The sequence below is a fragment of the Frigoribacterium sp. PhB107 genome (assembly GCF_003751515.1).
Classification (GTDB): domain Bacteria; phylum Actinomycetota; class Actinomycetes; order Actinomycetales; family Microbacteriaceae; genus Frigoribacterium.
This window is the reverse complement of the sequence record NZ_RJKU01000001.1, coordinates 123,116-141,665: the sequence shown is the minus strand read 5'-3', so window position 1 is coordinate 141,665 and position 18,550 is coordinate 123,116. Positions and strand designations below refer to the sequence as shown.

Below are 18,550 nucleotides of genomic sequence, written 5' to 3'. Positions count from 1 at the left end.
ACAGCACCCCCCGACACAGCACCACCCGACACACCCCCGAGGAGGCGCGGTGACCGACGACGAGGCCGTCACGGCTGCCGACTCCCTCGCGCGCCTCCTCCGCGAGACCGCCGCCGAGCTCGACGCCCGGCACGCCCGCGACGAGGCGCTGGCCGCCGTGAAGGCCTCGCGGAAGCTGCTGCTCGTGCACACCTCGGCGTCGATGCAGCCCGCCGGGCGGGCCTGGCGGCTCGGGGTCCTGCTGCTCGGCCGCGACGGCGAGGTCTGGGCCACCGGTCGGATCACCCGCGCCACCGAGCCGAAGAAGGAGCAGGGCCTCTCGGCCTCGGTCGAGGAGCGCCGCGACGCCCGCCGGGCGGCCTCCAAGAAGTTCACCGAGGGCGAGGTCGTCAACTTCGAACACGTCCGGCTGCCGCTCGACGCCGAGTCGCTGCGGAGCGGGGCGTCCGACCCGCTCCTGCTCCGCGACGGGGTCGTGCACGTGCGCTGGGGCCGCGGCCCCGACGAGGTGCGCGAGCTGCGGGCCTACCTGGCCGACCGGTCCGAGTTCGTCTAGGCCGCCTCCTCGGAGGTCCCCTCAGAGAAGTGACGCGTCGAGGGTGTCCTGCACCCGTCGATGCCCCCGGCGCGTCACATGGTCGATCGGACTCCGCGAGCGCGTGGGCGAACGGTGCACGCTCTGCAAAGTCGGTCGCAGCACGTGACCCGGGCCGCGGGGCGGAGCAGGATGGGCCGTCAACCGGACCCGTGCAACACCGATGCGCCCCAGGAGGCCCTCGTGTCGACGACCACCACCCCTCCCGACCAGCCGACCGCCGCCTCCGCCTCCGGGGCAGCCCCTGACGGGGAGGAGAGGACCGAGCTGAAGCGGGTCATCGGGCCGAAGCTGCTGCTGCTCTTCATCGTCGGCGACATCCTCGGCACGGGCGTCTACGCGCTGACCGGCCAGGTCGCCGCCGAGGTCGGCGGGGCCGCCTGGCTGCCGTTCCTCATCGCCTTCGGGGTCGCGCTCGTGACGGCCTTCTCGTACCTCGAGCTGGTGACGAAGTACCCGCAGACCGCCGGCGCGGCCCTCTACGTGCACAAGGCGTTCGGCGTGCACTTCGTGACGTTCCTCGTCTGCTTCGTGGTGATGTGCTCGGGGATCACCAGCGCCTCCACCGCCTCCCGGGCGTTCGCGGCTAACCTCGCGGTCGGCGTCGGGCTCGAGCTGCCGGACATCGCCGTGATGGGCATCGCGATGGGCTTCATGCTGCTGGTGATGCTCGTGAACTTCCGCGGCGTCAGCGAGAGCGTCAAGGCGAACGTCGTGCTGACCCTGGTCGAGCTGTCCGGCCTCGTGATGGTCATCATGATCGGCTTCTGGGCCATCGCGGGCGGGAACGCCGACCTGTCGCGCGTCACGATCTTCGAGACCCCCGGCGACAAGTCGTTGCTGCTGAGCGTGAGCACGGCGACCTCGCTCGCCTTCTTCGCGATGGTCGGCTTCGAGGACAGCGTCAACATGGCCGAGGAGACCAAGGACCCGAGCCGGATCTTCCCGCGCACGATGCTCACCGGCCTCGGCATCACCGCCGTCGTCTACGTGCTCGTCTCGATCTGCGCCGTCGCCGTCGTGCCGATCGGCGAGCTCGCCGACAACGAGACGCCGCTCGTCACGGTCGTGAACACGGCCGCCCCCGGGTTCCCGATCGGGCAGCTGCTGCCGTTCATCTCGATGTTCGCCGTCGCCAACAGCGCGCTGATCAACATGATGATGGCGAGCCGCCTGCTCTACGGCATGAGCAAGCAGGGCGTGCTGCCCGGGTTCCTGTCGAGGGTGCACCGCACCCGCCAGACGCCCTGGGCGTCGATCGTCTTCACCACCGCGCTCTCGCTGCTGCTGATCGGCTACGTGTCGCTCAGCCCGGAGTCGCCCGTCGTCGCCGTGCTCGGCGGCACGACGTCGCTGCTGCTGCTCGTCGTCTTCGCGATCGTCAACGTGACGGTGCTCGTGCTGCGTCGGGACGACGTCGGCAGGCACCACTTCAGGGCCGGGCGCGTGCTGCCCGTCGTCGGCGTCGTGGCCTGCCTCTGGCTGGTGCTGCCGTTCTCGTCGGGCCGCGGAGTCGAGCAGTACCAGATCGCCGGCATCCTGCTGGCGATCGGGGTCGTGCTCTGTGGCGTCACGATGATCTCGCGTCGCGGACGCGACGGCGGAGGAGGCGTCGACCGGGGAGCCGGCGGCCGCGCCCGAGCCGAGGAGGCGCGGGTCGCGTCGACCGGCGACGCGGGTGACCCCGAGGCGGTGCCGCCCGCCCGCTGACCGAGGTGACGCGCAGGGTGCCTGTCGGGATCGCCCAGGACAGGGCCCTATATTCGGTCGGGTCCACCCCGTCCGCCCTCGTCACCGCCCCGGGAGCCCGCCGTGCGCCGTCTCGTGATCGCCGCCTCCGTCGTGTTCTGCGGCGGGGTCGTCGCCCTCGTCGTGGCGCTCGTGATGGTCGTGGCGTCGCTGGCCGGCACGCCGGACGAGCCGTCCGAGCCGGCCGCCGTGGGCGTCACCTGCCCCGACGTCGAGCCCGTCGTGGTCGGCACTATCAGCGTGCCCGCCGGGCCGATCGCGGGCTACTGCCAGGACCGGCTGGTCAACGCCGCCTGGATCATGGAGGCGGCGAAGGCCCAGGGCATCGGCACCCACACCCAGGCGATCGGGGTGATGACCGCGATGGGCGAGTCGAGCCTCCGCAACATCGACCACGGCGACGAGGTCGGGCCCGACAGCCGCGGGCTCTTCCAGCAGCGCGACAACGGCCAGTGGGGCACCTACGAGCAGCGCATGGACCCGTACACGGCCGCGACGAGCTTCTTCACGAAGCTGGTGCGGATGCCCGGCTGGAAGGAGCTGACGCCGACCCAGGCCGCGCACGCGGTGCAGGTGAACGCCGACCCCGACCACTACACGAAGTGGTTCGACGACGCCGAGACGGTCGTGGCGGCCCTGACGGCCAGCCCCGCGCCGTAGCTCGCCGGGATCGGTCGGGCGGGTCAGCGTGCCTCGCGGCGGGTCGACGCCGACCCGCCGGGGACGACGACGACCCGCCGCACCTGGACCTCACCAGCCGAGGGTGCCGGGGGCTCCCTTGAACGGACCGACGACGCGCGACGTGATCCAGCCGCCGTAGAAGTCGCCGTCCTGTGCCTCGACGACCTCGCCGTCGACCTCGCACGAGTCGAACCGGCTCGGGTACAGCGCGACGTGGTCGGCGAGCATCTCGTAGCCGGGCCAGGGGCTCGGGTAGGTCCAGCCGGCCGAGGAGGCGGTGGTCCCGCCGCCCCGGACGTCCAGGTAGCGGGCCGTCCCCTTGAACTCGCACATGCTGCGACCCTGGCCCGCCGACAGGGCGCCGTCGACGAACGCCTCGCGGGGCAGGTACCAGACCGGCGGGTGGCTCGTCTCGAGCACGCGGTAGGCGTTCGTGGTGTCGGCGACGACCTCTCCGCCGAGCCGGACGACGACGCGCTCGGGGCGCGCCTCGACGCGGGGCGGCCTCGGGTAGTCCCAGACGGATTCCTGGCCGGGCCCGGGCTCGATGCGCTTCGCTCTCATGGCGCCATCCTGCTCCCGGCGGCTGGGCGACCGGCCGTGCCGCCGCCTCCGGCGCGACCTGCGGCGGTGCCTGCGACGGTGGTGCCTGGCAGGATGGCGGCATGAAGCTCGCCGAGGCCCTCATGACCCGTGCCGACCTGCAGCGACGGATCGCGCAGGCACAGGAGCGGATCCGCCAGAACGCCCGCTACCAGGAGGGCGAGGAGCCCGCCGAGGACGCGGCGGCCCTCGTCGACGAGGTGTCGCGGTCGCTCGACCGCCTCGAGGAGCTGGTCGTCGCGGTCAACCTGACGAACGCCTCCGTGCTGCTCGCCGACGGTCGCACCATGACCGCCGCCCTGGCCCGCCGCGAGACGCTGCGGGCGCGGCACAGCCTGCTGTCGAGCGCGGCCGACGCGGCCCAGGGCGGAGGCGGCGGCGGGTTCCGTCAGCTGCGCAGCGAGCTGCGACAGTTCGCGGCGCTGCCCGTCGCCGAGCTGCGCCGTCAGGCGGACGACACGGCCCGCGAGCTGCGCGAGCTCGACGTCGAGATCCAGCGCACCAACTGGGAGGCGGACCTCACGACCTGAGACGAGGCACCACCGCGCGCGGAGAGTCGGTAGACGCCTCCCGGAGCGAGCACGAGCCGCGGCCGGCGGTCATCCCGGCCCCTGTCGGCGCGAGGGCAGCGCCATCCCCGCATGATGCAGCCCTGCACGCCGCACAGGTGACGTCTCACCGACGACGTCTCATCACCGTGTGCTGGCCGGGCGACGTCGAGGGCGGGATCGGGGACCTCTCCGCGCGGCGTCATCCGTGTGCGGTCAGGCGTCTCCTCGCGGGGGCGCCGCCGCACTACGACAGCGTCGTGCACGGAATGGGACGTCGTGTGGCGGGGCCCCCGTCTGCAACGTCCCTTTCCCGTCCTCACCTGCGTCGGACGCCGCCTCGCGGGCGCGGGCGCGGGCGCGGGCAGGCGCGGGCGGGCGGGTCGGGCGCGGGTCAATCGGCGAGGTCGGTGACGCGCGGCGCCCGGATCTGGCCGAGGGCCTCGTCGAGGCCGCCCCGGGCCGGGCGGACGACCGGCAGGGCCGCCCCGACGTGCACCGTGCCGGCGAGCGACCGCGTGTACCGCAGGGTGCGGGTACTCGGGCCGCGGTTCGCCCGGCGGTCGCCGGTCTGCTCTATCCGGGCGGCGGCGCGCTCCGCACGGGCCGAGACGACCGCGACGCGTCGCTCGAGCCGGTCGAGCTCGAGGTGCAGCTTCCGGTCGCGCCGGTGGGCCTTCCGCAGGTGCCGCCCGAGGTGCAGGAGGCGGTCGGTCGCGCTCGTGCCGTCGCGCAGCTCCGTGCGGTAGATCAGGTGCCCGATGCCGGCCATGACCACGCCGATCGCGACGCCCAGCAGCAACGCCAGGGGCAGGGGCGCTCCGGAGACCAGGGCGTCGTCGACGATCCGCACGCCGATCAGCACGCCGGGCAGCACCGTCAGGACGTGCACGTAGACGAGCTGCAGCCGGAGCTGCACCGCGCCGTCGGGCACGACCACCTCGCCGGAGTCGTCCTTGTGCACCCGGTGCGCGTGCCCGAAGTGGTGCAGCGCGTAGGCGACGCCGAGGGTGAAGAGCAGCGCGAACACGATCGACGTCGTGAAGGCGATCGGGTCGGTCGCCGGCATGAACACGTCGACGTTGAGCACGCGGGACATGAAGTAGGCGAACAGCGCGAAGTCGGCGAGCACGAAGAACAGCAGGAGGCGCTTGCGGGCCCGCGACTCGGTGCGGTGCTTCTCCGAGCCCGAGTCGAGCGACGCCTCGATCGCCACGGACAGCCGGTCGGCGGTCGCCCGGGCCTCGTCCCGGGTCACGGTGCGGCCCGTCGTGTCGACGAGGGGCTCGTCGCCCGAGCGGTCGAGGCGTCGGAGCACCTCGCGGTGCCGCGAGCTGAGCGCGGTGAGGCGGCGCGCCGCCGGGTCGAGCACCTGCCGCGTGCGACGGGCCAGCCACCTCTCGGCCGCGACCTCGGTGCGGAGCCGGAGCGCCGCCTCCAGCGGAGTGTGGTCGTCCACGCCCTCGGGCAGGTCGGCGCGCAGGCGCTCGTCGTGCAGGCGCGGGGCCGTGGCGACGTGCCGTGCCGGGATCGGACCGACGCCGACGAGCGAGAGGACGAGGTCGCCGGCGGGGATCGCCTCGACGGCGCGGGCCCGCGGGAGCGTGCCGGCCGGGCGGGGCGCCGGGAGCGGGGTGGGCGCCGTCGCCGCGGGTGAGCTCGGGACGGCAGAGCTCGGGGCGACGGCGGTCGGGACGGAGGCTGGCGGCGCGGCAGCGGTCGGGACTTCAGCAGTCGGGGCGACGGCGGTCGGGACGGAGGCTGGCGGCGCGGCAGCGGCCGGGACGGCAGCGGCCGGGACGGCAGCGGCCGCCTCGGGCGCCGTCGGCGCAGCGGAGGTCGCCGGGACGGCTCGTGTCGGCGTGGCGCTCCGCCCGGTCGGGTCGTGGTCGGGCCGACCGGTGAGGCGGTCCCGCACGCGGGCCTCCCGCCAGGCGTCCAGCCGGTCCGTCGGCCGGGATGCCGTCCGGCCGGGCAGGGGCTCGGTGACCTGCCCGTCGGGCCAGCCGTCGAGTCGTTCGGTGACGTGCGCGTCGGGCCGGCCGTCGAGGCGCTCAGTCACCTGAGCATCGGGCCAGCCGTGGAGGCGCTCCGTGGCCTGCGCGTCCGGCCAGCTGTCGAGGCGCGCGGTCACCTGGTCGTCGGGACGGGACTCGGGGCGGATGTCGGTCATGACGCGGTGTCCTCACTGCGGAAGGTGATCTCGACGCGGCGGTTCTGCGCCGCGAGCTGGTCGTCGAAGACGCCGCCGGGCAGGTCGTCGACCACGGGGTCGGCGTCGCCACGGCCGACGACGTCGCCGAGCGTGCCGGCAGGGGCGCCGAGGCGCACGAGGGCGTCGTGGACGGCCTGCGCCCGGTCGAGGCTGAGCTGCTCGCCGTCGACGACCCCGGCGCGGGTGTCGGCCGCGTGGCCGACGACGTCGGCGGCGACACCGGACGGGCAACGACCGAGCTCGTCGGCGACGCCCTGCAGGGCCGTGTCGGCGGTCGATCCGAGGGCCGCGGAGTCGCCGCCGAAGAGGACGGCGGCCGAGAGCACGAGCGGAGCGGTGCACGGCGTCGCGTCGCTCGTCACGGGCACGACGGGCACCGCCGAGGAGGCGACGGGCGCCTCCTGGGACGCGCCCGCTCCCCCGTCGGTGCAGCTCGTCGCCCCGGAGGCGTCGCAGATCGCGAGCCAGAGCTCGGACAGGCGGCTCGTCGACGAGATCGACGGGGCGGGCTGCGACCCCGCCGTGCGGCCGAGCCCGACGAACGTGACGGCGTGGCCGCCCAGGTCGGGCAGCGCCCCCTGGTCGGCGAGGGTCGAGGCGACCGCGCCCGGGTCGAACGACCAGCCGAGCTGGCGCAGGTCGAGGGGGTCGGCGGTCTGCACCCCGCTCGACACGACGACGATCGACCCGCCGTCGTGCAGGGCCGCCGCGGAGGCGAGCACCGAGAGCAGGTCGAGGCCCTCGTCGCCGGCGGTGAGGCCGGCCACGTCCGAGCCGAGCGCGTCCAGGGCGTCGGCGACCGCCGCCTCCCTCTTGTCAGGGACCTGCTGCACGCGGTCGGCGGTCAGCATCGGGGTCAGGTCGTGGGCCGACGCGGACGACGTGCCCTGCACGACGACGTCGACGCCGCCCTCGGCGGGCTGGTGCGCCGCGAGGGCGTGGGCGGAGACGGCGTCGGCGGCTCCCGAGCCGAGCGAGGGGAGCGGCTCGGCGGAGGTGGCCGTGAAGCCGAGGACGAGCGGCTCGGGCGACTCGAGGGTGCAGCCGGCGAGGGCCGTGAGCGCGAGGGCTGCGGCGGCCGTGGCGGCGACGGCGCGCAGGGCGGGCCGCGGGGACGCGGAGGGTCGTGGGGTCATGGCAGGTCCTCTGGATCGCGCGGGGCAGGCCCGCTCGGGGACGACGAGCGTCCGGACCTCGAGCGTAGGAACGGGTCGCGCTCCGCCGCAGCCTGCCCAGGGATGACCGGGCCCCTCCTCCGGGATGAACCGCGCTCCTCCTCAGGTCGCGACGGCCGGCGCCGTCGAGGTGCCCCGAACGGCTGCCCGCAGGGCCGCCGACCGACCATCGGGGGCAAGTCGTCGCGAGCCTGCCGTCTCGGCGACGGGACGCGACGGGACGCGACGGGACGGTGGGCGGAGGTCGGAGGGGCGGCGGGACGGGTCAGGCGCCGAGACGGCCGGGCGGCGCCGCCCGCACGTGCATGCGCTCGCCCTGGCGGCCGAACAGGCTGAGGAACTCGACGGCTCCGGGCCCGACCCGGCCGAACCAGTGCGGGGTGCGCGTGTCGAACTCCGCCGCCTCCCCCGCGGGCAGCACCAGGTCGTGCTCGCCGAGCACCAGCCGCAGGCGTCCGCGCAGCACGTACAGCCACTCGTAGCCCTCGTGCACGCGGGGATCCGGCTCGCCCGGAGGCACGTCGGCCTCGATGAGGTGCTTGAACGCCTGCAGCCCTCCCCCGCCGCGGGACAGCGGGACGATCGTCTGGCCGTGCATCGTCACGGGCCGGAGGTGGATGCGCGGATCGCCGGTCTCGGGCGCGCCGACGAGCTCGTCGAGCGGCACGCCGTGGGCGCGGGCGAGCGGCAGCAGCAGCTCGAGCGCCGGACGCCGCTGGCCCGACTCGAGCCGAGACAGGGTGCTGACCGAGATCCCGGTCGTCTCGGCGAGTTGCGCGAGCGTGCGACCGCTCGTCGCCCGCAGCGCACGCAGCCGGGGGCCGACCGCCGCGAGCACGTCGTCGGTCGAGGCCTCGGCACCAGCGTCGGCACCGGTGCCGGAGGACGCCGCCGAAGGGCCGTGAGGACGGGAACGATCGTGTGCCATGCCGCGATCTTGCCACATCGGCAACAGAGCTTGCAGGACGAGGAGGTGCGGGTCGAGCATGATCTGAGGAGGTCACCCACCATGACGAACACCCCGCAGTCCCCGCTCGACGCACCCGCCGCCGCTCTCGCCACCACGACCGCGACCACCTACGACGTGGTCGTCGTCGGCGGCGGCGCCGCCGGCCTCAGCGCCGGCCTCACCCTCGCCCGTGCCCGTCGTCGCGTGCTCGTCGTCGACGCCGGCGAGCCGCGCAACGCCCCCGCCGAGGGCGTGCACGGCTTCCTCACCCGAGACGGCATCGCCCCGCGCGAGCTCACCCGGCTCGGCCGCGCCGAGGTGGAGCAGGTCGGCGGCGAGGTCGTCGACGGGACCGTGACGCGGCTGGAGCGCAGCGGTGGCGAGCCCGGCGACGCCTCCGTCGCCGAGGTGTCGGCCACGGGGGCGGTCGCAGGAGGCGCCTCCTCGTTCACCGTCTCGCTCACGACGCAGGACGGCGACGAGCGCGTCGTCCGGGCCCGACGCGTCGTCGTGACGACCGGCCTCACCGACGAGCTGCCGGACGTGGACGGGCTCGCCGAGCGCTGGGGTCGCGACGTCGTGCACTGCCCGTACTGCCACGGCTGGGAGATCCGCGACCAGGTGATCGGCGTGCTCGGCACGACCCCGTTCGCCGTGCACCAGGCGATGATGTTCCGGCAGTGGAGCGACCGCGTGACGCTCTTCGTGCACCAGGCGCCCGAGCCGTCCGACGACGAGTGGGAGCGGCTCGCCGCCCGCGGCGTCCAGGTCGTGACGGGCCGCGTCCGGTCGCTGCGGATCGAGGGCGACGCGCTGACCGGCGTCGTCGTCGACGAGGCACCGGTCGTGCCCGTCGACGCGCTCGCCGTCGCCGCGGCGGTGCGCCCGAACGGCGACCTGCTCGAGCCGCTCGGCCTGGTGCACGAGCCGCACCCGATGGGGCTGGGGACCGTGATCGCGTCCGACCCGCTGACCGGGGCCACGACCGTGCCCGGGTTGTACCTGGCCGGCAACGTCGCCGACGCGCGGATGCAGGTGATCACGGCCGCCGCCTCCGGCGTGGGGGTCGCGGTCTCGGTCAACATGGACCTCATCACCGAGGACACCGACCTCGCCGTGGCGGAGCGACGCCGGCCGTTCAGCGTCCGCGCCGAGGTGGAGAACACGACCAGGGTGCTCGGCGACCGCCTGCACGGACTCGAGGGAGCACGACGATGACGCAGACGACCGGGCAGCACCCGCACGACGAGGACCAGCCGGAGCACGGCCACGGGCACGGAGGGGACCAGCACGGGCAGCACGCCTCGGAGGAGTGGGGCCGCGACTACTGGGAGGACCGCTACTCGGCCCCCGGCCTGCAGTGGAGCGGGCGCCCGAACCCCGTCCTCGTCGACGAGGCGAGCGGGCTCGAGCCGGGTCGCGTGCTCGACGTCGGCAGCGGCGAGGGCGGCGACGCGATCTGGCTCGCGGGCCGCGGCTGGCAGGTGACCGCGATCGACATCGCGCAGGCCGCGCTGGACAAGGCGGCGGCCCGGGCGGCCGAGGTCGACGAGGAGGCGGCTGGCCGGATCACCTGGGAGCAGCACGACCTCGCGGAGTGGGCTCCCGCACCGGGGTCGGTCGACCTCGTGTCGTCGCAGTTCATGCACCTCGCCGACCCGGTGCGCGCCGCGCTGTTCCGGTCGCTGGCGGAGGCGGTGGCCCCCGGCGGGACCCTGCTCGTCGTCGGCCACGACCTGTCCGACCTGGCCGCGGGGGCCGGTCGGCACGGCAAGGAAGAGCTGATGTTCACGATCGACGACGTGCTCGCGGCCGTCCCCGACGGCGGCTGGACCGTCGAGGTGGCCGAGTTGCGCGCGCGGCAGGTCCCCGCGACGGACGGCGGGACCACCACAGTGCGCGACGTGGTCGTCAAGGCGACCCGCGCCTCCTAGTCCGCTCGCTCCGGCCCTGCTGGGCCGCACATGCCGACCGGAAGCCCGCTCCGGGCTCCACAACACCCGGATCTCCCACTATCGCGGGTCTCGAGGTCGGCATGTGCGGGACAGGAGCGGCAGAGGGGCGGCGGAGGGACGGGAGACGCCCGAGGTCAGCGGCGGCGGCGCAGGCGGTCGAGCACGATGCGGCGGTCGCGCCAGGCACCCGTCGACCACAGCGCGACGAACACGAGCAGCGGCTGGAACGGGAGGCGCAGCCAGCGCTTGGCGTCGGTGTCGAGGCCGAAGGCGCTCGTCTTGGTGACGAGCTGCGAGATGTTGCCCGGGAAGATCGCGACGAAGAACGCCGCCGCCACGAGTCCGACGGCCACGCGCCACCGGCCGAGCGCGATCAGCGAGCTGCCGAGCGCGATCTCGACGACGCCCGACGCGAGCACGACCGCGTCGTCGTCGATCGGGAGCCACTCGGGCACCTGCGCCTGGAAGTCGTCCCGCGCGAAGCTGAGGTGGCTGGCACCCGCGAACACGAGGACGGCCCCGAGCAGGAGGCGGGCGACGGTCCTCGGGACGGACGTGGGACGGGCTGTGGTGCGCTTCGACATCGGGCCAGTCTGCTCCTGCCGGGGACGCCGAGTGGTCCGTTCCGGTCGTTCCGTGCTGCACGGATGACCAGAACTGACCACTCGGCGGGCCCGGGCCGAAGCCCAGGCCCGCTAGCCGAGCGCGGTCAGCCGCAGCCGCATCGACCGAGCCGACGGCCGCAGCACGTGCGGCGCCGACACGTCGGGCCCGCAGGCCCGCGAGCCGAGCCCGTTCTGCGCCGCGTCGAGCCACAGGTAGGTGTGGTCGGGCTCGGGCAGCTCGTGCGGGTGGCGGGCGGCGTCGACCTGCTGCGCGGTGTGCCGGCGCAGCGTGAAGCCGGGCAGGCGGCCGAGCTCGTCGCCGACGGCGTCGACCCGCAGCCAGTCGCGGCCGTCGGCGCCGCTCAGGTCGAGGCTCCGCAGGTCGCTGCGGTGTCCGCTCTCCTGCGGGCGGGCGTAGTCGACGACGAGGTCGTCGACCGACGACGTGTACCGGCCGACGACCGCGGCGTTCCTGCTGTCCGGGTACGACTCGTGCGGCCCCGTGCCGAACCACGACGCGGTGGCGACGTCGGTCGGCAGGTCGAGGCGCACGCCGACGCGCGGCCAGGAGGTGTCCCAGCCGGCAGTCGGCACCAGGTCGAGCGCCAGCCAGAGCTCGCCGCCCTCGAGCGACCAGCGCTCGTCGACGGTCACGGCCTGGCGGGCGTCGGCCGCGGCCCAGCGTGTGCGGACGTGCACCTGCGAGGCCGTCGCCGTGACCTGCTCGACGCGGGGCGTCATCCGGTCGAGCCCGAGCCGCAGCCAGGTCGTCTCGGCGCTCGGCAGCTCCGCCAGCAGGTACTGGTCGGCGCGGTGCCGGTCGCGCATCACGTCGACGTCGCGGTCGCGCGGCACCCAGCCGCGCCCCTGGTCGTTGTCGGTCGGCGCACGCCAGAGCTCGAGCCGCGGCCCGTCGACGGGTCGGCCGGCCAGCGAGATGAGACGGCCGTCGACGAACGACGCCGGACCGAGGTCGAGCCGGCCCGAGGAGGCGCCCGCCAGCCGGTCGCCGGCCGAGCCGGGCACGCCGGGTCGCAGCGTCGACGGCGCACGCCGGACCGCCGCGGCAGGCGTGAGGTCGAGCTGCGCGGTCGCGACCACGTGTCCGGCGGGCGCCCACTCGGCGTCGGCGGCGGTCACGACCCGCACCGTCGCCCAGGTCTCGCCCGAGGACGAGACCGGCAGGCCGGGGACGGCCAGGACGACCGTCTCCCCCGCGGCGAGGGCGTCGTCGCCGACGCCGGCCACGGGGAGGTCGGCGACCAGCGCCTCCTCGCCGTCGTGCTCGACCGTGAGCCGGACCACGACGTCGGAGGCGTCGGCCGAGTGCCGCAGGTTCGCCACGGTCACCAGCGCCTCGGCACCCTCGGCGTCGGTCTCGGTGTCGGTGTCGGTCCGGCCGAGGTCCTCGCCCACGGCCAGCGACACGCGGATCGGCGCGACGACCTGCGCCCACTCGTACAGGCCGGGCGACGGGGTGTCGTCGCTGAGGACCATCCCGTCCATCACGAAGTTGGAGTCGTGCACGACCTCGCCGAAGTCGCCGCCGTAGGCGAAGAACTCGGTGCCGTCGGCGGTGCGGTGCCGCAGGCCGTGGTCGCGCCACTCCCAGACGAAGCCGCCGTGCAGCCGCGGGAACTCGTCGACCAGCGCCTCGTACTCGTCGATCGCGCCCGGGCCGTTGCCCATGGCGTGCACGTACTCGCAGAGCAGGAACGGCTTCGACCGCTGGCGCGCCGCCTCGGCGGGCGTGCAGCCGAGCAGCTGCACCGACTCGTCGCCGCTGCCGATCGCGCGCGTCTCGTCGACGAACGAGTACATCCGCGAGTAGACGTCGGTGTAGGCGCCGGTGTAGTCGCCCTCGTAGTGCACGGGGCGACCGGTGTCGCGGGCGTGCGTCCACGCGGCCATGGCCGCGAGGTTGCGGCCCGTCCCGGCCTCGTTGCCGAGCGACCACATCACGATCGACGGGTGGTTCTTGTCACGCTCGACGGTGCGCACCATCCGGTCGACGTAGGCGTCGTGCCAGGCGGCGTCGTCGCTGGGGTTCTCGGTCCAGGCGTCGCGCTCGAAGCCGTGCGTCTCGAGGTCGCACTCGAGCACGACCCAGAAGCCGAGCTCGTCCGCGAGGTCGAGGAGGCGCGGGTGCGGCGGGTAGTGCGACGTGCGGATCGCGTTCACGTTGAACCGCTTCATCTGCAGCAGGTCGCGGCGAGCCCACTCCTCGTCGAAGACGCGGCCGCGGTCGGGGTGGGTCTCGTGCCGGTTGACCCCGTGGAACACGACGCGGCGGCCGTTGACGGTGAACAGGTCGCCGTCGATCCGCACGGTGCGGAAGCCGAGCCGGAGGCTGACGACCTCGGCGCCGAGCGCGCTCGACACGGTGGCGTCGTAGAGGCGGGGCGTCTCGGCCGACCAGGGCTCGACGCCCTCGGGCAGCTCGACGGGCGCCACGTCGGCGGCCGTGGCCCAGGTCACGTCGACGCCGAGCTCGGGCACCGCGAGGGTGACCGGGAACGCGTCGGGGCCGGCCGTGACCTCGGGGACGATCGTCGCGCCTCCTGCGGTCTCGCCCGCCGTGCCGTGCCAGGAGGTGCGCAGCCAGACGTCGTCGAGGCCGCCGACCGGGCGGGCCTGCAGCGTCACGCTGCGGAAGATGCCGGGCAGCCACCACTGGTCCTGGTCCTCGACGTAGCTCGAGGCCGACCACTGGTGCACACGCACGGCGATGACGTTCTCGCCGGGGCGCACGGCGTCGGTGACGTCGAGCTCCTGCGCGAGGCGGCTGCCGACGCCGACGCCGACGTGCACGCCGTTGACCCAGACCACGTAGCGCGACTCGACGCCGTCGAACCGGAGCAGCACGCGCTCGGCGCCGTCGAACGAGGCCGGCAGGTCGAATCGTCGGCGGTGGTCGCCGGTCGGGTTCGCGTCGGGCACGAAGGGCGGCTCGGTCGGGAACGGGAACTGCACGTTCGTGTAGATCGGCGCGCCCCGCTCGCCGTCGCCGGTCAGCACCCAGTGCGACGGCACGGCGATCGACTGCCACGACGAGTCGTCGAGGTCGGGGTCGCCCACGCCGTCGACGGCCTCGCCCTCGGGCAGCACGCCGCGGCCCCCGGGGGTGCCGGGCGCGCCGGGCAGCAGACGGAACGCCCACTCTCCGTCGAGCGACAGGGTCGGCGCGTCGGTGTGCAGCCACGACCGGGCGGGGCTGCGACGGCCCGTGCCGGGACCGGTGTCGGCGAGGTAGTCGACGGGCGCCGGTGCCGCCGGGCTCGGGGACACGGAGGTCTCCGAGCTGGGGGCCGAGGAGCCGAGGGTCGAGGAGGCGGCGGACGAGGAGGCGGGGGTCGTCACTTGACGGATCCTTCCGTGAGGCCGCCGCGCCAGAAGCGCTGGAGGACGACCATGGCGATGACCAGCGGGATGATCGACAGCAGCACGCCGCCGGTCGTCAGCTGGTAGAACTCGGGCAGCCGGTCGGTCTGGCTGAGCCAGTTGTTGAGGCCGAGCGTGACGGGGAACTTGTCGACGTCGCTCAGCATCACGAGGGGCAGGAAGTAGTTGTTCCAGATGCCGACGAGCTGGAACAGGAACACCGTCACCAGCGCAGGCGTGAGGATGCGCAGCCCGAGGGTGTGGAAGATGCGCAGCTCGCTCGCGCCGTCGAGGCGGGCGGCCTCCATCAGCGACGTGTCGACGGTGGCCTGCGCGTAGATCCGGCAGAGGAAGAGGCCGAACGGCGACACCAGCGACGGCAGCAGGACGCTCCAGTAGGTGTTGGCGAGGCCCATCTGGCTGAACAGCAGGAACAGCGGCAGCGCCGTCGCGGTGCCGGGCACCAGAACGCCGCCGAGGATCGTGCCGAAGACGGCGTTGCGCCCGCGGAACTCGTACTTGGCGAGGGCGTAGCCGCCGGCCGCGGCGAAGTAGGTCGCGATCAGGGCGCCGACCCCGGCGTAGAGCACCGAGTTGCCGAGCCAGCGCAGGAAGATCCCGTCGCCGTAGGTGAGCACCTGGCCGAGGTTGTCCCAGAGCGCGAAGGTCGGGGCGAACCAGAAGCCGAAGGTGCCGAAGAGGTCGCCCGTGGTCTTCGTCGCGGCGACCACGACCCAGTAGACCGGGATGAGGAAGTACAGCGCGACGACGACCAGCACAGCCGTGACGATGATGGTGGAGGCGCGGCTGCGGCCCGCGGACCTGTCCGGCCCGCTGTTCGCCGAGCGGCGGGCGGCGGCACGGCCCTCGCCGCGCCTCCTGCCCTGGCCGGCCGTGACGATGGACTCGGTGTCGGTGGCGTGCTCCGCGCTCGGGGCGCTCGTCGCAGCACCCGAGGTGCGGGGGCTCATGCGGACTTCCTGTTCGTGATGGTGAGGAACACGATCGACAGCGTGAACGCGACGAGCGCGATCAGCACGGACTGAGCCGCGGCGACGTTGTAGTCGTTGTAGGCGAACGCCGTCGTGTACGCGCTGAGGTTCGGCGTGTACTGGCTGTCGATGGCCGGTGCGACGCGCTGCAGCACCTGTGCCTCGGCGAAGAGCTGCAGGGTGCCGATGATCGAGAACACGGCGGTGAGCAGCAGGGCCGGGCGGATCAGCGGCAGCTGGATGCTCGTCGCGACCCGGAGAGCCGACGCCCCGTCGACCTTGGCGGCCTCGTACAGCTCGACCGGGATCGACTTCAGCTGGGCGATGATGATCAGCATGTTGTAGCCGGTGTAGCTCCACGTGACGATGTTGGCGATCGACCAGAGCACGGTGTTCGCGCCGAGGAAGTCGGGCGAGACGCTGAAGACCTCGGCCACGTCGATGATCGGGCTGAGGCCCGGCACGTAGAGGAACGACCAGAGGATGGTCGCGATGACGCCGGGCACGCCGTACGGCAGGAAGTACGCGGCGCGGAAGACGCCCGGCCACTTGGCCGAGGCCGACTCGAGCAGCAGCGCGAGCACCGTGCAGAGGATCAGCATGACCGGCACCTGGACGATGCCGAACAGGAACATCCGGCCGATCGAGGCGACGAAGTTCGGGTCGCCGATCACCTGGGCGTAGTTGTCGAAGCCGGCGAACTGGGTGACGACGCCGGCCTCGCCGAAGAGGCCGCCGCGCGTCACCTTCGTGAAGCTCGACACGAGCGCCATGAAGATCGGGACGATGAAGGTCAGCAGGAACAGGGCGAGGAACGGGAAGAGCAGCACCCACGGGGCGCGCTTGACGGCGCCGGACGACGCGCCCTTCCTGCGGGTGGCGTCGCCGCCTCCGTCGCGACCCCGGCCGGGCGCCGTGGCGTCCGTCGCCGCTGCCGTCTCGGGCCGCGTCTCCATCCCGGCGCTCACGCGTTCGCCTTGCGGATCGAGAGGCCCTTGGCCTGCATCACCGAGATGATGTCCTTCTCGGCCTGCGCGACGGCGTCGACGAGCGTGCCGCCCGAGGCCTTGCCGCGGAAGCCGTCGCTGAGGATGTTGAAGGACTGCTGCGTGACGGGCCACCAGCTCCAGTCCTGGTTCTGGCTGGACTCCTTCGTGGCGGGCACGAACACCTCCTGGTTGTAGTTCTGGCCGCTGAAGAAGGCGCTCGGCTTCTCGCGGAGCGTGCCGACCACGTCCACGGCCGGCGACCAGCCGATGCCGCAGAACTCGATCAGGGCGTTGACGCCCTCGGGGGTGGTGGTCATCCAGACGGCGAACTCGAGCGCCTCCTGCGGGTGCTGGCTGTTCGCGAGGATCGCGGCGGTCGAGCCGCCGAGGAAGCTCGAGGCGTAGCCCGAGTCCCAGGTCGGCAAGGGCGCGACCTTCCACTTGCCCTCGGCGCCGCTGACGCCCTCGATCAGGGCGTCGCCCCACGAGCCGGTCGCGACGGAGGCGATCTTCCCGTCCGCCGCGGCCGAGAACCAGGCCGGCGTGTAGGCGCCGTAGGCGGTGGTGACGATGCCGTCGTCGATCGCCTTGTCGAAGAAGGCAGCGACCTCGAGGGTCGCCTCGTCGGTCATGTCGATGACCCAGCCGTCCTCCTCCGCGGTGAACCAGGAGGCGCCGGCCTGCGTGGCGTAGGCCGCGAACGGCGAGGCGTCGGCGAGCGGGAACGAGTCCATCAGCACGCCCGCGCCCTTGAGCTCGGCACCGACGGCCGCCCACTCGTCCCAGGTGGCGGGCACGGCCGCGCCGACCTGGTCGAAGACGGCGGGCTGGTAGAACATGCCCATCGGGCCGCTGTCCTGCGGCACGGCGTAGATGCCGCCCGTGTAGCTGACCTGGTTCCAGAGCGTGGGGTCGTAGAGCTCCTCGTACTTCTCGGCGCCGTAGCGCTTGAGGTCGACGACGCCGTTGGCGAGCAGGAACTCGGGCAGCGAGCGCAGCTCGACCTGGGCGATGTCGGGCCCGGCCCCCGCGGCGAGCGCGGAGTAGAGCTTCTGGTATCCGCCCGCGTTGCCGCCGGGGATGAAGACGGTCTCGACCTGGACGCGGTCCTGGCTCTTGTTGTAGAGGTCGGTCACCTGGTCGAGGCCCTTGAGCCAGGCCCAGTACTCGAGCCGGACCTTGCCGGCGGCCGGCGGGATGGTCGGCAGGGTGTTGACCGAGGTCGTGCCGGGCGTGGCGCAGCCGGCGAGGACGGCGGCGGCGGACGCGCCGAGGCCGAGGCTCAGCAGCTGCCGACGACTCAGAGGACTCATCAGGACTCACTTCGTTGTGGACGGGACGAGAGCGACCGTAACACGGCTTTTCGAGTGGTCGCTCGAAATTGACACCCAGGTCGACACCGTGGAGGCGCGGGGCGTCGTAGGCTCCCGGTCATGACCGAAGGCGCTCCCGTGACGACCCGTGGCCGCGGTGCCCGCGGCGGCCGTGGCGGCCCTCGCGGCCCCTACGCCAAGTCCGCCGAGCGCCGCTCCGCGATCGTCGAGGCGGCGTTCGAGGTCTTCACCGCCCACGGGTACCAGGGCGGGTCGCTGCAGCGCGTCGCCGACGTGGTGGGCATGAGCCAGACGAGCCTGCTGCACTACTTCCCGTCGAAGAGCGACCTGCTGCTCGAGGTGCTGCGGCGTCGCGACCAGATGTCGAGCGGCGAGTTCGTGCGCGGCGCCGGCGTGCAGCTCGCCGGCGACGTCGAGCGGCAGGCACGGTACAACGAGGGCGTGCCCGGGCTCATCGGGCTCTACACGGTCCTGTCGGGCGAGGCGGTGACCGAGGGCAACCCCGGGCGCGCCTACGTCACGGAGCGGCTCGCCGTCCTGCGACGGGACTACGCCGCGGACTTCCGCGCGCTGGCCGAGGTCGGCCGGCTGCGCGAGGGCGTGGACCCCGACCGCGCGGCCGCCGGGCTCGTCGGGCTGTGGGACGGGGTGCAGCTGCAGTGGCTGCTCGCCCCGGACGAGGTCGACGTGCCGCGGCTGCTGCGCGACTACCTCGACCTCGTGATCCTGCCTGCCGCGACCGGCGACGGGGCCGAGCCCGCGCCTCCTTCGGCCTGACC

At 73.7% G+C, this 18,550-nt stretch carries 16 protein-coding genes; 7 read left to right on the top strand and 9 right to left on the bottom strand.

Annotated elements, in window-relative coordinates; genetic code table 11:
* The first annotated feature begins 49 nt into the window (after window positions 1-49).
* The 3 genes from EDF18_RS00545 to EDF18_RS00535 all read left to right on the top strand — a co-directional run bounded on the left by EDF18_RS00545 (window position 50) and on the right by EDF18_RS00535 (window position 3,004).
* A complete protein-coding gene (locus EDF18_RS00545) occupies window positions 50-556 on the top strand; it encodes a hypothetical protein (protein ID WP_123545478.1) in 507 nt (168 codons plus the stop codon).
* A gap of 222 nt (window positions 557-778) precedes the next feature.
* A complete protein-coding gene (locus EDF18_RS00540; protein WP_369878076.1) occupies window positions 779-2,305 on the top strand; it encodes an APC family permease in 1,527 nt (508 codons plus the stop codon).
* Between the two features lie 102 nt (window positions 2,306-2,407).
* Window positions 2,408-3,004: a hypothetical protein gene (locus EDF18_RS00535; protein ID WP_123545474.1), complete on the top strand. Its 597-nt coding sequence runs from the start codon at window positions 2,408-2,410 to the stop codon at window positions 3,002-3,004.
* 90 nt (window positions 3,005-3,094) lie between these two features.
* On the opposite strand, the gene EDF18_RS00530 is transcribed toward EDF18_RS00535, so the two are convergent.
* Entirely contained in the window at window positions 3,095-3,589 is a 495-nt protein-coding gene (locus EDF18_RS00530; protein ID WP_123545472.1) for a DUF427 domain-containing protein, read from the bottom strand.
* Window positions 3,590-3,690: 101 nt separating this feature from the next.
* Between EDF18_RS00530 and EDF18_RS00525 the strand changes: the two genes are divergently transcribed.
* Window positions 3,691-4,158, top strand: coding sequence for a DIP1984 family protein (locus tag EDF18_RS00525; RefSeq protein WP_123545470.1), 468 nt, complete (start codon window positions 3,691-3,693; stop codon window positions 4,156-4,158).
* A gap of 412 nt (window positions 4,159-4,570) precedes the next feature.
* Here EDF18_RS00525 and EDF18_RS00520 read toward each other — a convergent pair whose 3' ends face one another.
* From EDF18_RS00520 to EDF18_RS00510, 3 genes are all read right to left on the bottom strand, one after another.
* Window positions 4,571-6,349 (bottom strand): hypothetical protein, encoded by a 1,779-nt coding sequence (locus tag EDF18_RS00520; protein ID WP_123545468.1) that lies wholly within the window; start codon window positions 6,347-6,349, stop codon window positions 4,571-4,573.
* Entirely contained in the window at window positions 6,346-7,527 is a 1,182-nt protein-coding gene (locus tag EDF18_RS00515; protein ID WP_123545466.1) for an OmpA family protein, read from the bottom strand. The genes EDF18_RS00520 and EDF18_RS00515 overlap by 4 nt, the downstream gene beginning before the upstream one ends.
* 304 nt (window positions 7,528-7,831) lie before the next feature.
* Window positions 7,832-8,494 (bottom strand): helix-turn-helix domain-containing protein, encoded by a 663-nt coding sequence (locus EDF18_RS00510; protein ID WP_123545465.1) that lies wholly within the window; start codon window positions 8,492-8,494, stop codon window positions 7,832-7,834.
* 81 nt (window positions 8,495-8,575) lie between these two features.
* Between EDF18_RS00510 and EDF18_RS00505 the strand changes: the two genes are divergently transcribed.
* The gene (locus EDF18_RS00505) at window positions 8,576-9,733 is read left to right on the top strand and encodes an NAD(P)/FAD-dependent oxidoreductase (protein ID WP_123545463.1); all 1,158 of its coding nucleotides are present in this window, start codon (window positions 8,576-8,578) and stop codon (window positions 9,731-9,733) included.
* Window positions 9,730-10,449, top strand: coding sequence for a bifunctional 2-polyprenyl-6-hydroxyphenol methylase/3-demethylubiquinol 3-O-methyltransferase UbiG (locus EDF18_RS00500; protein WP_123545461.1), 720 nt, complete (start codon window positions 9,730-9,732; stop codon window positions 10,447-10,449). Before EDF18_RS00505 ends, EDF18_RS00500 begins: the two co-directional genes overlap by 4 nt.
* A gap of 155 nt (window positions 10,450-10,604) precedes the next feature.
* Here the strand turns inward: EDF18_RS00500 and EDF18_RS00495 are convergent, their stop codons facing one another.
* The 5 genes from EDF18_RS00495 to EDF18_RS00475 all read right to left on the bottom strand — a co-directional run bounded on the left by EDF18_RS00495 (window position 10,605) and on the right by EDF18_RS00475 (window position 17,750).
* Window positions 10,605-11,054 carry a MauE/DoxX family redox-associated membrane protein gene (locus EDF18_RS00495; protein WP_123545459.1) on the bottom strand — a complete coding sequence of 150 codons (450 nt, stop codon included), beginning with the start codon at window positions 11,052-11,054 and terminating at the stop codon, window positions 10,605-10,607.
* A gap of 111 nt (window positions 11,055-11,165) precedes the next feature.
* A complete protein-coding gene (locus EDF18_RS00490) occupies window positions 11,166-14,363 on the bottom strand; it encodes a glycoside hydrolase family 2 TIM barrel-domain containing protein (RefSeq protein ID WP_123547178.1) in 3,198 nt (1,065 codons plus the stop codon).
* Between the two features lie 68 nt (window positions 14,364-14,431).
* Window positions 14,432-15,427, bottom strand: coding sequence for a carbohydrate ABC transporter permease (locus EDF18_RS00485; protein WP_123545457.1), 996 nt, complete (start codon window positions 15,425-15,427; stop codon window positions 14,432-14,434).
* A complete protein-coding gene (locus EDF18_RS00480) occupies window positions 15,424-16,416 on the bottom strand; it encodes a carbohydrate ABC transporter permease (protein WP_233568918.1) in 993 nt (330 codons plus the stop codon). Before EDF18_RS00480 ends, EDF18_RS00485 begins: the two co-directional genes overlap by 4 nt.
* Entirely contained in the window at window positions 16,413-17,750 is a 1,338-nt protein-coding gene (locus EDF18_RS00475) for an ABC transporter substrate-binding protein (RefSeq protein ID WP_123545453.1), read from the bottom strand. The genes EDF18_RS00480 and EDF18_RS00475 overlap by 4 nt, the downstream gene beginning before the upstream one ends.
* Before the next feature lie 120 nt (window positions 17,751-17,870).
* Between EDF18_RS00475 and EDF18_RS00470 the strand changes: the two genes are divergently transcribed.
* Complete coding sequence (locus EDF18_RS00470) at window positions 17,871-18,548, top strand: TetR/AcrR family transcriptional regulator (RefSeq protein WP_123545451.1); 678 nt, start codon at window positions 17,871-17,873, stop codon at window positions 18,546-18,548.
* Window positions 18,549-18,550: the final 2 nt, after the last annotated feature.